We start from the raw sequence: 14,012 nt of genomic DNA, 5'->3' as shown, positions 1-14,012 counted from the left end.
CTGCCTCTGCCGACGCACCTGTGCCATGTGACATATATCGCCTATCGATCATTGCGCCCGAGCCACTGCTCAGCCAGGAAACGCGCCCTGGCATCGATCTCGAACACCGCCTCGAGCTCGCTGACCGCTACAACCGGCTGCGTATTCAAGACCTCGTCGATCATACTCGCGATTTCCGGAAAACGAATGCGTCGGTCCAGAAACGCCGCCACGGCGACTTCGTTGGCAGCATTCAAGACCGCCGGAGCGCTGCCGCCCGCGTCAGCAGCTTGCCGCGCCAGACGCAAACATGGAAAGCGCATTTCGTCCGGGGCCTGGAAGTCCAGACGCGCAATGCTGAACAGATCCAGCGGCGCGACGCCCGAATCAATGCGCTCCGGCCACGCCAGTGCGTGGGCTATCGGCGTGCGCATGTCCGGGTTGCCCAACTGGGCCAGCACCGAACCGTCCACGTAATCGACCATGGAATGGATGACGCTTTGCGGATGAACCACCACCTCGATGTGTGCAGGGGTGGTGTCGAACAACCAGCAGGCTTCGATCAACTCGAGACCCTTGTTCATCATGCTGGCCGAGTCGACGGAAATCTTGCGGCCCATGGACCAGTTCGGATGCGCGCAGGCCTGATCAGGCGACACGTGCTCAAGCTCCGCCAGCGGCGTTTCGCGAAACGGGCCGCCGGACGCGGTGAGCAGCACTCGCCGCACACCCACAGCGCCCAGACCGCTGGCGTAGTTGCCGGGCAGGCACTGGAAAATTGCGTTGTGCTCGCTGTCCAGCGGCAACAGAACCGTTCCACTGCGATGAACCGCATCCATGAACAGACCGCCAGACATGACCAGCGCTTCCTTGTTGGCCAGCAGCACCTTCTTGCCTGCCTCGACCGCCGCAAGCGTCGGTCGCAGGCCTGCGGCGCCGACAATGGCCGCCAGCACGGTATCGACCTGAGGATGGGCCGACACTTCGCACAAGCCCCCCTCCCCCACGAGCACGCGGGTATCCAAACCAGCTGCGCGCAGATCGTCCTGCAATTGACGCGCAGCAACGGTCGTCGGCACCACCGCAAATTGCGGGGTGTGACGAACGCACAACGCCAGCAGCTCGGCCAGTCGTGTGTAGCCGGTCAGGGCAAACACCTGGTAACGAGAAGGATGGCGGGCGATGACATCCAGGGTGCTGACGCCAACCGACCCTGTGGCGCCCAGCACGGTGATCTGTTGAGGCTTGCTCACATCATGCCCCAGTCTTTTGCGGCCCACAGCAGCAGGGCGAATACAGGGATCGCGGCGGTCAAGCTGTCGATACGATCCAGCACACCGCCGTGCCCCGGCAGCAGATTACTGCTGTCCTTGATCCCGGACTTGCGCTTGAACATGCTCTCGGTCAGGTCGCCCACGACGGAGATCAGCACCACGATAGCTGCGCAGACCAGGGCAAAGATAATCTCGGCCACCGACCAGCCGCGACTGATCCCGACCACCAACGTGATCAGTAGACATGCCACCAGCCCGCCATAGAGACCTTCCCAGCTTTTGCCGGGGCTGACCTTTGGCGCCAGCTTGCGCTTGCCGAATGCCTTGCCGGAAAAGTAAGCGCCGATGTCCGCGCCCCAGACCAATATCATGACTGTGAGAATCAGCCAGTTGCCCATTGGCTCGAGCTTGATCAGGACCAACCCTTGCCAGGCTGGCAGCAGGATCAGCAGACCGATGACCAGCTTGCACAGCACGCTGGACCAGTGATCGCTGGATTCAGGGTAGGTCAGCACCAGCCACGTGGCGGTCAGCCACCACAACAGGGCCGCCACCAAAAGCCAGGGCGCGATACTCGGCATCAGGTACAGCACAAACAGCAGGGCCGCCACCACCACAGCGCAGAGCACGCGCAGGGACTGGGCTTCAAGGCCGGCCAGACGCGCCCACTCCCAGGCACCCAGTGCAACCACCGCTCCGATGAACAAGGCGAAGTAACCGCCTTCCAGCAGAAAGAAACCGCACAGCGCCAGAGGCGCGAGAATCAGCGCTGTAATGATTCGTTGTTTGAGCATTAAGCACGGGCTCCAGCTTCTACCTGCTCGCTTGTCTTACCGAAGCGGCGTTGGCGCGAAGCGTAATCGGCCAGCGCATGGCGCATGGCATCGTGTTTGAAGTCCGGCCAGAATAGGTCGGAGAAGTACAACTCGGCGTACGCGAGCTGCCAGAGCAGGAAATTGCTGATGCGGTGCTCGCCACCGGTGCGGATGCACAGGTCAGGCAGCGGCAGATCCCCCGTCGCAAGGCACGTCTGCAAGAGTTCAGGGGTAATGTCCTCAGGACGCAGATGCCCCGCCTGAACCTCACGGGCCAGTCGCTGCGCGGCCTGAGCGATATCCCACTGACCGCCGTAGTTGGCGGCGATCTGCAGAACAAAGCGGCTGTTTGCGGCAGTGGCCGCTTCCGCTTCGCGAATGGCGGCCTGCAACTCAGGGTGAAAACGCGAACGATCACCGATGATGCGCAGGCTGATGCCGTTTTCGTTCAGGCGGCGGGTCTCGCGACGCAACGCGGTGAAGAACAGCTCCATCAACGCTCCAACCTCATCGGCCGGGCGTTGCCAGTTCTCACTGGAGAAGGCGAACAGCGTCAGCACCTCGACCTTGGCCTCGGCGCATACCTCAATCACCGCACGAACAGCGTCTACGCCAGCTTTGTGGCCTGCCACACCCGGCAGCAGGCGCTTCTTGGCCCAGCGATTGTTCCCATCCATGATGATCGCGACATGGCGCGGTACCGAGGACGGCACAGCCAGCTTTGTCTTTTCCATGAAAGCGCCCTGATCCTTATACAGCCATCAGGTCTTTTTCTTTCTCTTCCGTCGCCTTGGTGATCTGAGCCTCGAAGTCCTTGATCAGCTTGTCGATCTCCGCAGTACCACGACGCTCTTCGTCTTCGCTGATTTCCTTGTCCTTGACCAGCTTCTTCAGATCACCCAAGGCATCACGACGAATGTTGCGCACGGCAACACGAGCGTCTTCGGCAGCGCTGCGTGCCTGCTTGGTGAAGCCTTTACGAGTCTCTTCGGTCAGAGGCGGCATGGAGATCAGCAGCAACTCACCCAGGTTAGTCGGGTTCAGGTTCAGACCTGCACTACCGATCGCCTTGTCGACGGCAGCCAGCATGTTGCGCTCGAAAGGCACGACCTGCAGGGTGCGAGTGTCTTTGACGGTGACGTTGGCGACGCCGGTCAGCGGAGTATCCACGCCATAATAAGGAACCATCACAGCACCCAGGATGCTTGGGTGCGCTTTGCCGGTACGAATCTGACCGAAAGCGTGGTTCAAGGACTCGATGGACTTCTTCATGCGCTCTTGAGCGTCTTTTTTGATTTCGTTGATCATTGTTCGCCTTCCTCGATCAAGGTTCCTTCCGCGCCGCCGTGCACGATGTTCAGCAGGGCGCCAGGTTTGTTCATATTAAAGACACGCAGCGGCATCTTGTGGTCACGGCACAGGCAAATGGCCGTCAGATCCATCACGCCCAGCTTGCGATCCAGCACTTCATCGTATGTCAGATGATCGAACTTCTCGGCATGCGGGTCCTTGAATGGATCGGCAGTGTACACACCATCGACCTTGGTTGCCTTCAACACGACGTCCGCGTCGATTTCGATAGCGCGCAGGCAGGCGGCCGAGTCGGTGGTGAAGAACGGGTTGCCGGTACCGGCCGCGAAAATGACCACTTCCTTGGCGTTCAGGTGACGCATGGCCTTGCGACGATCGTAGTGATCGGTCACACCCACCATGGAAATGGCCGACATTACGATGGCCGAGATATTGGCACGTTCCAGCGCGTCACGCATGGCCAGGGCGTTCATGACAGTGGCCAGCATGCCCATGTGGTCGCCAGTGACCCGATCCATGCCTGCGGCACTCAGTGCTGCACCGCGAAACAGGTTGCCACCGCCGATGACGAGGCCGACCTGCACACCGATTCCAACCAGCTGCCCCACTTCCAGCGCCATGCGGTCCAGCACTTTGGGGTCGATGCCGAACTCTTCGGACCCCATAAGGGCCTCACCGCTAAGCTTGAGTAGAATGCGTTTATAGCGAGCTTGATAACCACTGCCCTGCTGAGCCATTGCGAATCTCTCCTGCGGCATCTTGAAAAAAATGTACGGCGCTGCCTTGAGCCTGCGCTAACTCTAGGCCACCGCTTGAGGGATGTGCAGTTTGCACGTGTCACATCCCCGAAAAAACAAATTCATGCAGCCGTTTGACAAAGAGGCTGCGCGCGTGAGCGGGCAGCCTCTTTGATCGACAGCTTTGAAACCGTCTTACTGCTTGGCAGCAGCCAGCTGGGCAGCAACTTCTTCAGCGAAGTTGTCGACTGGCTTCTCGATGCCTTCGCCCACTTTGAAGTAGGTGAAGGAAACGATTTCAGCACCGGCTTTCTTGGCCAGGGCGCCAACGGTGACTTCAGGGTTCTTCACGAACGCCTGCTCAACCAGGCTAGCTTCAGCCAGGAACTTGGCGATACGGCCACTGACCATCTTCTCGGCGATTTCAGCAGGCTTGCCTTTGAGCTTCTCTTCGTTCAGCTGCAGGAACACAGCCTTCTCGCGCTCGATCGCTTCAGCCGAAACGTCGGTTGGCAGCAGGAACTCAGGGTTGCTTGCAGCAACGTGCATCGCGATGTCTTTGGCCAGCTCGACGTCGCCGCCTTTCAGGACAACGGCTACGCCGATCTTGTTGCCGTGCAGGTAGGAACCGACAACGTCACCTTCAACGCGTACCAGACGACGGATATTGACGTTTTCGCCAACTTTAGCAACCAGGGCTTCGCGAGCACCTTCCTGAGCGGCGATCAGCGGAGCTGCGTCGGTCAGTTTGTCAGCGAATGCCTTCTCGACGCTTGCAGCGACGAAGTTCTTGAAGTCGTCCTGCAGAGCCAGGAAGTCGGTCTGGGAGTTGACTTCGAGCAGGACAGCGGCTTTGCCGTCGTCCTTGATGGCGATAGCGCCTTCAGCAGCAACGTTGCCTGCTTTCTTGGCAGCCTTGATGGCGCCCGAAGCACGCATGTCGTCGATGGCTTTTTCGATGTCGCCGCCGGCCTTGGTCAGGGCCTTTTTGCAGTCCATCATGCCTTCGCCAGTACGCTCGCGCAGTTCTTTGACCAACGCTGCAGTAATCTCTGCCATTTCAAAATCCTCTTGGATAGGTCTTCAACCATTCCACCCGCCGGGCGGGCGTACAAAATTCTTGAAAATCCATGATGACAGCTGCGCATGACAATAAAGTCGACGACAACGCCAGATGGTTTTCGAGGTGGCAAAAAGGGGGCTGAGCCCCCTTTTTGCGCACCGAGTAGACGCTAAGCGTCCATTACTCGGCAGCAGTTGCCGCTTCTTCAGCGTAAACTTCAGTGCCGCCAGCAACGTTGTTGCGACCACGGATAACAGCGTCAGCCATCGAACCCATGTACAGCTGGATGGCGCGAATGGCGTCATCGTTGCCTGGGATGATGTAGTCAACGCCTTCCGGGCTGCTGTTGGTATCGACAACGCCGATGACCGGGATGCCCAGCTTGTTGGCTTCGGTGATCGCGATGCGCTCGTGATCAACGTCGATAACGAACAGTGCGTCTGGCAGACCGCCCATGTCCTTGATGCCGCCCAGGCTACGATCCAGCTTTTCCAGATCGCGAGTGCGCATCAGCGCCTCTTTCTTGGTCAGCTTGGAGAAAGTGCCGTCTTCAGCCTGAACTTCCAGCTCGCGCAGACGCTTGATGGAGGCACGGATGGTTTTGAAGTTGGTCAGCATGCCGCCCAACCAGCGGTGATCGACGTACGGCGAACCGCAACGTGCTGCTTCTTCAGCAACGATCTTGCCAGCGGAACGCTTGGTGCCCACGAACAGAATCTTGTTTTTGCCCTGAGCCAGGCGCTCTACGAACGTCAGAGCGTCGTTGAACATTGGCAGGGTTTTTTCAAGGTTGATGATGTGGATCTTGTTACGCGCGCCGAAAATGTACTTGCCCATTTTCGGGTTCCAGTAACGGGTCTGGTGGCCGAAGTGCACACCGGCCTTCAGCATATCGCGCATGTTGACTTGGGACATGATAGTTCCTTGATAAGTCGGGTTAGGCCTCCACGTATCCCAATGACCAACCAGCGGCATGAGCCGAGGGCACCCAGGTCATCGTGTCGACACGTGTGTGGGTTTAGGCTTTCGGGACGTACCCCGGAAAGCGGCGCATTTTATATCACAAAAGTCTAGATAACGGAACCCGAATCAAGATCCTGTTTTTTCGACGCTTTTGCCCCGCTCCGGATGCCGCGCTTCACAGCCTGCCAGCTTCTATATGAGGACGCGATGATAACCCGCCCGGAGCCGGTCTGATAGAATCGCGTTTTTCCGTGTTTTAGCCGCGGCCCTGCCGCGCCGAGAGAGCCTTGTATGACCGTTACCATCAAAACCCCTGAAGACATCGAAAAGATGCGCATCGCCGGTCGTCTGGCCGCCGAAGTCCTGGAAATGATCGCAGCGTACGTCAAGCCCGGGGTCACCACCGACGAACTGGACCGCCTCTGCCATGACTACATCGTCAACGAGCAGAAGGCCATCCCGGCGCCGCTGAACTACAAAGGTTTCCCCAAATCCATCTGCACCTCGATCAATCACGTCGTCTGCCATGGCATTCCGAACGAGAAGCCATTGAAGGAAGGCGATGTGCTGAACATCGACGTGACCGTCATCAAGGACGGTTACCACGGCGACACCAGCCGGATGTTCCACGTCGGCAAGGTTCCCGAGTGGGCCGAGCGCCTGTCGAAGATCACCCAGGAGTGCATGTATAAAGGCATCGAACTGGTCAAGCCGGGCGCGCACCTGGGCGACATCGGCGAAGTGATCCAGAAGCACGCCGAAAAGAACGGCTTCTCCGTGGTGCGCGAATACTGCGGGCACGGCATCGGCAAGGTGTTCCACGAAGAGCCGCAGGTCCTGCACTACGGCAAGGCCGGTACCGGCATGGAGCTCAAGGAAGGCATGACCTTCACCATCGAGCCGATGATCAACCAGGGCAAGGCCGACACGCGCCTGCTGGGCGACGGCTGGACAGCCATCACCAAGGATCGCAAGCTGTCGGCGCAGTGGGAGCACACCATTCTGGTCACCGCCACAGGCTACGAAATCTTCACCCTGCGCAGCGACGACACCATTGCCCGCACCTCCGCCTGATTACCGATCATCCCGTGCGATATAGATAGAAGGAAAGCAGTTCGATGCCGCAGGTGGACCCAGATTTGTTCGATCGTGGCCAGTTCCAGGCCGAACTGGCGCTGAAGGCCAGCCCCATTGCCGCCTTCAAGAAAGCTATCCGCCAGGCCCGCGAGGTACTGGATGAACGTTTCAAATCGGGTCGCGAGATTCGTCGACTGATCGAGGATCGCGCCTGGTTCGTCGACAACATCCTGCAACAGGCCTGGGAGCAGTTCGACTGGAGCGAAGACGCCGACATCGCTTTGCTGGCGGTCGGCGGCTATGGTCGTGGCGAACTGCACCCCTATTCGGACATCGACCTGCTGATCCTGCTGGACAGCGCCGACCATGAAATCTTCCGGGATTCCATCGAGCGTTTTCTGACGCTCTTGTGGGACATTGGCCTGGAAGTCGGTCAGAGCGTTCGTTCGGTCGACGAATGCGCCATCGAGGCCCGCGCCGACCTGACGGTGATCACCAACCTGATGGAGAGCCGCACCATTGCCGGCCCCGAGCACTTGCGCCAGCGCATGCTGGACGTCACCAGCACCTCGCAAATGTGGCCGAGCAAGGAGTTCTTCCTGGCCAAGCGTGCCGAACAGAAGGCCCGTCACCACAAATATTTCGACACCGAATACAACCTGGAGCCCAACGTCAAAGGCTCGCCGGGTGGCCTGCGGGACATCCAGACCATCCTCTGGGTCGCCCGCCGTCAGTACGGCACCCTGAACCTGCACGCGCTAGCCGACCAGGGCTTCCTGCTGGAAAGCGAAAATGCGCTGCTGGCGTCGTCCCAGGAGTTCCTGTGGAAGGTGCGCTACGCCTTGCACATGCTCGCAGGCCGCGCCGAAGACCGCCTGCTGTTCGACTATCAGACCAATATCGCACGCCTGCTGGGCTATCAGGACAACGACGCGAAGCTGGCTATCGAACGCTTCATGCAGAAGTACTATCGAGTGGTCATGAGCATCGCCCAGTTGAGCGACCTGATCATCCAGCACTTCGAAGAGGTGATCCTCTCGGACGACCAGAACACCGTCACCGAATCGATCAACTCGCGCTTCCAGCTGCATGACGGCTACATCGAGGCGACCCACCCGAATGTCTTCAAGCGCACGCCGTTCGCGATGCTGGAGATTTTCGTGCTGATGGCTCAGCGCCCGGAAATCAAGGGCGTGCGGGCCGATACCATTCGCCTGCTGCGCGAACACCGGCACTTGATCAACGACGATTTCCGCAACGATATTCGCAACACCAGCCTGTTCATCGAGCTGTTCAAGTGCGAAGTCGGCATCCACCGCAACCTGCGGCGGATGAACCGTTACGGCATCCTGGGCCTGTACCTGCCCGAGTTCGGGCACATCGTCGGGCAGATGCAGCATGACCTGTTCCACATCTATACGGTCGACGCCCATACGCTGAACCTGATCAAACATCTGCGTAAGCTTCAGTACACGCAGATGTCAGAAAAATTCCCGCTGGCCAGCAAGCTGATGGGCAAGCTGCCCAAGCCGGAGCTGATCTACCTGGCCGGTCTGTATCACGACATCGGCAAAGGGCGAGGCGGCGATCACTCGGAGCTTGGCGCGGTCGACGCCGAGGCGTTCGGCATTCGCCATCACCTGCCTACCTGGGACACACAACTGATCGTCTGGCTGGTGCAGAACCACCTGGTGATGTCGACCACTGCCCAGCGCAAGGACTTGTCCGACCCGCAGGTGATTCACGACTTCGCGCAGTTCGTGGGCGACGAGGTGCACCTGGATTACCTTTACGTGCTGACCATCGCCGACATCAACGCCACCAATCCGACGCTGTGGAACTCCTGGCGCGCCAGCCTGTTGCGCCAGCTGTACACCGAAACCAAGCGCGCGCTCAAACGCGGCCTGGAAAACCCGGTGGACCGCGAGGAGCAGATCCGCCGCACGCAAAGCGCCGCGCTGGACATTCTGGTGCGCAGCGGCACCGATCCGGACGACGTCGAGCAGCTGTGGTCGCAGCTGGGCGATGACTATTTCCTGCGCCACACCGCAGGCGACGTAGCCTGGCACAGCGACGCGATCCTGCAGCAACCGGCCGATGGTGGCCCGCTGGTACTGATCAAGGAAACCACTCAACGCGAGTTCGAAGGCGGCACGCAGATCTTCATCTACGCCCCCGACCAGCACGACTTCTTCGCCGTGACCGTGGCAGCGATGGACCAGTTGAACCTGAACATTCACGATGCCCGGGTCATCACCTCGACCAGCCAGTTCACCCTCGACACCTACATCGTGCTCGACAGTGACGGCGGCCCGATCGGCGACAATCCCGAGCGAATCAAGACCATTCGCGAGGGCCTGACCGAAGCGCTGCGCAACCCGGACGACTACCCGACCATCATCAAACGTCGGGTGCCGCGCCAGCTCAAGCATTTTGCCTTCGCGCCGGTGGTGACGATTTCCAACGACGCCCAGCGGCCGGTGACCGTGCTGGAGCTGAGTGCACCGGATCGCCCGGGCCTGCTGGCGCGTATCGGCAAGATCTTCCTGGAGTTCGACCTGTCGCTGCAAAACGCCAAGATTTCGACCCTCGGCGAGCGCGTGGAAGACGTGTTCTTCCTCACTGACGAGAACAACCAGCCGCTGTCCGATCCGCAACTGTGCAGCCGCTTGCAGGACGCCATTGTCCAGCAGCTCAGCGTCAACCAGGAACCGGGCGAGCTGCGTATCAGCATCTGAACGCCCTGACGATTTGATTTAACGGCGCCTGTGACCCTAAGCACGGACGCCCCGCTCCGCGAGAACGATGACCCATGAACAACGCTCTGCAACAGCTTCAGCCATACCCGTTCGAAAAGCTCCGCGCCCTGCTGGGAAGCGTCACGCCCAACCCGGACAAGCGGCCAGTCGCGCTGTCCATCGGCGAGCCGAAACATGCCTCGCCCGCGTTCGTCGCCAAGGCACTGGCCGACAACCTGGACAAGATGGCGGTGTATCCGACCACCGCAGGCATCCCGGCCTTGCGTGAAGCGATTGCCAGCTGGTGCGAGCGTCGTTTCAGCGTACCGCAAGGCTGGCTCGATGCAGCTAAACATGTGCTGCCGGTCAACGGCACCCGCGAAGCGCTGTTCGCCTTCACCCAGACCGTGGTCAACCGCAGCGATGACGGCCTGGTGGTCAGCCCCAACCCGTTTTACCAGATCTACGAAGGCGCGGCGTTCCTCGCGGGCGCCGAGCCGCACTACCTGCCTTGCCTGGTGGAACACGGCTTCAACCCGGATTTCGACGCTGTTGCGACGGATATCTGGAAGCGTTGCCAGATCCTTTTCCTGTGCTCGCCCGGCAACCCGACGGGCGCGCTGATCCCATTGGACACCCTGAAAAAACTCATCGCCCTGGCGGACGAGCACGACTTTGTCATTGCCGCCGACGAGTGCTACAGCGAGCTGTATTTCGACGAAGACACCCCACCGCCGGGCCTGCTGACCGCCTGCGCCGAACTGGGCCGCAGCGATTTCAAACGTTGTGTGGTGTTCCACAGCCTGTCCAAACGTTCCAACCTGCCAGGCCTGCGCTCGGGGTTTGTCGCCGGCGATGCCGACATCCTCAAGGCATTCCTGCTGTACCGCACCTACCACGGTTGCGCGATGCCGGTTCAAACCCAACTGGCCAGCATCGCGGCCTGGAACGACGAAGCCCATGTACGCGCTAACCGTGACTTGTATCGCGAAAAGTTCGACGCCGTGCTGAACATTCTTTCCCCGGTGATGGACGTACAACGCCCCGACGGCAGCTTCTATTTGTGGCCAAACGTGGGTGGCGACGACGCCGCCTTCTGCCGCGACCTGTTCGAAGCCGAGCACGTGACCGTGGTGCCGGGTTCGTACCTTTCCCGCGATGTCGAGGGCTCCAATCCCGGCGCAGGCCGTGTGCGCATGGCGCTGGTGGCACCACTGGCCGAATGTGTGGAAGCGGCTGAGCGGATTCGTGATTTTGTGCAGGCTCGTCAACTCCGCTGATCGGGATTCGCCCTTTTAATGCAGAAAGGGTCGCCCCCTCTGGAGCGGCCCTTTTTAGGCTGGTTGAAAAACAATAAATATCTATATACATGGCAGCAGGCGCATCGGGGACACTTCGGCTGAGCCTGCGGATTCAGGCATCTCCTTTATTTAGTCGCAAGGAAGTGAATGAATTGAATGCCCCTCCTGTTCCCCATCCGCTCCAGATAGCTGCCCGAAAAGCCCTGCACCTCTCGCCAGACGCCTCAGCCAACAGCCGCCGGAAAAAGCGCTCAGTAGGCTATCAATCCGCTTTCTGGCCCAACGCGAGCACGCTGAGTATCGGTTTCGTCGACGACGATCTCTCGCCTGAACATAAACAGAAAATCATCGACGCCATCAACCAGTGGCAGCCCTACGTCAACCTGACGTTCGAGTTCATCGATGGCAGCGAGGACCAGCCCGGCTACGGAAAAGGTGATATTCGCATCACCACCAAATCCAGCCAGAACTATTCACTGATCGGAACCGCCGCCAAGGCCAATGATCCCTGGACACCGACGATGGTCCTGGGTGTCGAACCGTCCGACCCCAAGTTCGCAAGCACGGTCATGCATGAATTCGGGCATGCCCTGGGCGCGGAACATGAACACCAGCACCCCGAAGCCGATATCCCCTGGGATTTGCCCAAGGTCTACGCGTTTTATGCTTCCAAGGGCCATAGCGCCGAGGTGGTGGAGGAAAGCGTGCTGGCCAAGCTGCCGACCGAAGGAGCGCTGACGCTGCCTTATGATCGTCTCTCGATCATGCATTACCCCGTCGACAATGCGCTGACCACCGGAGACTGGGAAGTCGGCATCAACTCGACCTTGAGCGAGAAGGACAAGGCATTCATGCGCCTTGCTTACCCTCGCAACTGAACGAGTTGCTGCCGATGAGCCTGTCTATTTCGCGACGCCCAGGTTGGCCTCGTTCAAATCCAGCTCTGCCAGAATCAGCCTCAGCACGTCATCGCCGATCTTGCGATGACGATGCAGGCTGTACAGCTCCAGGCGCTGGGCTCGCAGGGCGTTGACCCGCATGCGCTTCTCCAGTTGATCCATCTGGAAGGCCAGCGCCTGGGCCTCGGCCGTGTCGTTGAAGATCTCCAGACGATGGCGGTATTCGGACATGATGCGCGATTTCACCTCAGTCGCCAGCACAGCTTGCGCGGCATCGGGCGATCCAGCGGCGCCGGGAATGTCTTCGTTTTCAAGGGTCTGAATCGCCGCCTGGGCGGTCAGCCTCCAGGCCTCGCGCACTTCGCGCTTGAGCTGCAGATCCGGAGCGCTGACCAGGCCGCGCAGCAGCAAAGGCAGGCAGACGCTGGCGACCACCAGCGACAACAGGATCACCCCGGCAGCGATGAAGATCAGCAGGTCGCGCTCGGGGAACGCAACCCCGGCGGCGATCAGCATCGGCACCGACAAGGTACCCGCCAGGGTCACTGCTCCGCGCACGCCACCGACCGTCAGCAACAGGGTCGAACGAGTCGACAGCTCCAACGAACCATCAGCCCGCCCTCTCCAGCGACGAATCTGAATCATCAGCCGCCACACACTGCGCACCCAGATGTAACGCAACACCACCAGCACGACAAAGATCGCCAGGACATCGAGACAACGCCACAGCAGCGTCGGCCACAGCGTCACTTCATCATGGGTGACCGCGCTGACGATGTCCGGCAGTTGCAGCCCCAGGAGCAGAAAAATCAGGCCATTGAAGGCGAACTCCAGAAGCGTCCAGACGCTGCGATTGAGCAGGCGCGTGCTGGTCTGGCGCGGCAGCAGATCGACCCAACTCTGCATCATCCCCGCTGCCACGGCCGAGAGAATGCCCGACACCTCAAGCCGCTCGGCGAGTACATAGGCCGCAAACGGCAGCAACAACATAAACACCACGTGAGTCGCGGGGTCGTCCCAGCCGCGAGTGATCATCCAGCTGCGAAAACGCCCCACCAGCCAGCTCAGGACCACGCCGACCGCCAGCCCGCCGACCGCCACCACAATGAAGGTCAGGCTGGCGTCGGTGATGGAAAACACACCAGTAATGGCCGCCGCCAGCGCAAACTTGAAGGTCACCAGGCCCGACGCATCGTTCATCAGTGCCTCGCCCTGTAGCATACGCATGATCGGCGCAGGCAGACGGTCCTGGGCGATGGCAGATACAGCGACGGCGTCTGTAGGAGAAAGCACGGCAGCCAGCGCGAACGCAACAGGCAGGGGCACGCTTGGCAGCAACCAGTGAATGAAATAACCGGCGCCGATGACCGTGAATATCACCAGGCCCACCGCCAGCGTCAGAATCGGCCCGCGATAACGCCAGAAATCTCGCTTGGGCATGCGCCAGCCATCGGAGAACAACAGCGGCGGCAGGAACAGAAAGAGGAACAGCTCGGGGTCCAGCGCGACGTGCAACCCCAGAGTCGGCCAGGCCAGCAAAGCGCCGGCCGCGATCTGCACCAGTGGTAACGGCAGCGGGATCACCCGGGCCAGTAATCGCGAGACACCTACCAGCGTCAACAGGATCAGGACGGTATAGGCTGTCTGCATTGCGCGTTCCTCAAACGAGCGACTTTTGACTGTGCCAAGAGCCACCCCAGGCACAGCGTCGAATGCCATATTAGCGGTTTAAGCTGGCCCCTCGTCTTCATACATAGGTCTTAACCGCCATAAAAACTGCACGGATACGCACAAAGCATCGCCGGGCCGCACCCAAGCGGCGTGTACGTGGCATAATCCGTCACCGTTTTTTTCA

General features: G+C 60.0%; 12 protein-coding genes. 4 read left to right on the top strand and 8 right to left on the bottom strand.

Annotation, left to right across the window (positions count from 1 at the left end; genetic code table 11):
* Nucleotides 1-41: 41 nt before the first annotated feature.
* The 7 genes from ispC to rpsB form a co-directional block, all read right to left on the bottom strand.
* Nucleotides 42-1,232 carry a 1-deoxy-D-xylulose-5-phosphate reductoisomerase gene (ispC, locus tag AC07V9_RS10600; protein WP_495015667.1) on the bottom strand — a complete coding sequence of 397 codons (1,191 nt, stop codon included), beginning with the start codon at nt 1,230-1,232 and terminating at the stop codon, nt 42-44.
* Nucleotides 1,229-2,047 carry a phosphatidate cytidylyltransferase gene (locus AC07V9_RS10595; RefSeq protein ID WP_495015666.1) on the bottom strand — a complete coding sequence of 273 codons (819 nt, stop codon included), beginning with the start codon at nt 2,045-2,047 and terminating at the stop codon, nt 1,229-1,231. The genes ispC and AC07V9_RS10595 overlap by 4 nt, the downstream gene beginning before the upstream one ends.
* The gene (gene uppS, locus AC07V9_RS10590; protein ID WP_495015665.1) at nt 2,047-2,802 is read right to left on the bottom strand and encodes a polyprenyl diphosphate synthase; all 756 of its coding nucleotides are present in this window, start codon (nt 2,800-2,802) and stop codon (nt 2,047-2,049) included. The genes AC07V9_RS10595 and uppS overlap by 1 nt, the downstream gene beginning before the upstream one ends.
* Before the next feature lie 16 nt (nt 2,803-2,818).
* Nucleotides 2,819-3,376 (bottom strand): ribosome recycling factor, encoded by a 558-nt coding sequence (frr, locus tag AC07V9_RS10585; protein ID WP_495015664.1) that lies wholly within the window; start codon nt 3,374-3,376, stop codon nt 2,819-2,821.
* Nucleotides 3,373-4,116: a UMP kinase gene (gene pyrH, locus AC07V9_RS10580; RefSeq protein ID WP_019692086.1), complete on the bottom strand. Its 744-nt coding sequence runs from the start codon at nt 4,114-4,116 to the stop codon at nt 3,373-3,375. Before pyrH ends, frr begins: the two co-directional genes overlap by 4 nt.
* Nucleotides 4,117-4,311: 195 nt before the next feature.
* Complete coding sequence (gene tsf / locus AC07V9_RS10575; RefSeq protein WP_495015663.1) at nt 4,312-5,175, bottom strand: translation elongation factor Ts; 864 nt, start codon at nt 5,173-5,175, stop codon at nt 4,312-4,314.
* Nucleotides 5,176-5,359: 184 nt separating this feature from the next.
* Nucleotides 5,360-6,094: a 30S ribosomal protein S2 gene (rpsB, locus tag AC07V9_RS10570; protein WP_495015662.1), complete on the bottom strand. Its 735-nt coding sequence runs from the start codon at nt 6,092-6,094 to the stop codon at nt 5,360-5,362.
* Nucleotides 6,095-6,433: 339 nt separating this feature from the next.
* Between rpsB and map the strand changes: the two genes are divergently transcribed.
* The 4 genes from map to AC07V9_RS10550 all read left to right on the top strand — a co-directional run bounded on the left by map (nt 6,434) and on the right by AC07V9_RS10550 (nt 12,136).
* Nucleotides 6,434-7,216, top strand: coding sequence for a type I methionyl aminopeptidase (gene map / locus AC07V9_RS10565; protein ID WP_495015661.1), 783 nt, complete (start codon nt 6,434-6,436; stop codon nt 7,214-7,216).
* Between the two features lie 44 nt (nt 7,217-7,260).
* On the top strand, nt 7,261-9,957 hold the full coding sequence (locus AC07V9_RS10560; protein WP_495015660.1) for a [protein-PII] uridylyltransferase: 2,697 nt from the start codon (nt 7,261-7,263) through the stop codon (nt 9,955-9,957).
* 74 nt (nt 9,958-10,031) lie between these two features.
* Nucleotides 10,032-11,237, top strand: a complete 1,206-nt coding sequence (dapC, locus tag AC07V9_RS10555; RefSeq protein WP_495015659.1) for a succinyldiaminopimelate transaminase — start codon at nt 10,032-10,034, stop codon at nt 11,235-11,237.
* An 89-nt stretch (nt 11,238-11,326) separates the two neighbouring features.
* Nucleotides 11,327-12,136 (top strand): M12 family metallopeptidase, encoded by an 810-nt coding sequence (locus tag AC07V9_RS10550; RefSeq protein WP_495015658.1) that lies wholly within the window; start codon nt 11,327-11,329, stop codon nt 12,134-12,136.
* 24 nt (nt 12,137-12,160) lie between these two features.
* Here AC07V9_RS10550 and AC07V9_RS10545 read toward each other — a convergent pair whose 3' ends face one another.
* Entirely contained in the window at nt 12,161-13,807 is a 1,647-nt protein-coding gene (locus tag AC07V9_RS10545; protein ID WP_495015657.1) for a Na+/H+ antiporter, read from the bottom strand.
* Between the last annotated feature and the right edge of the window lie 205 nt (nt 13,808-14,012).

The organism is Pseudomonas sp. GW821-FHT02A11 (genome assembly GCF_059421985.1).
This window is presented reverse-complemented; position numbering and strand designations above follow the sequence as displayed.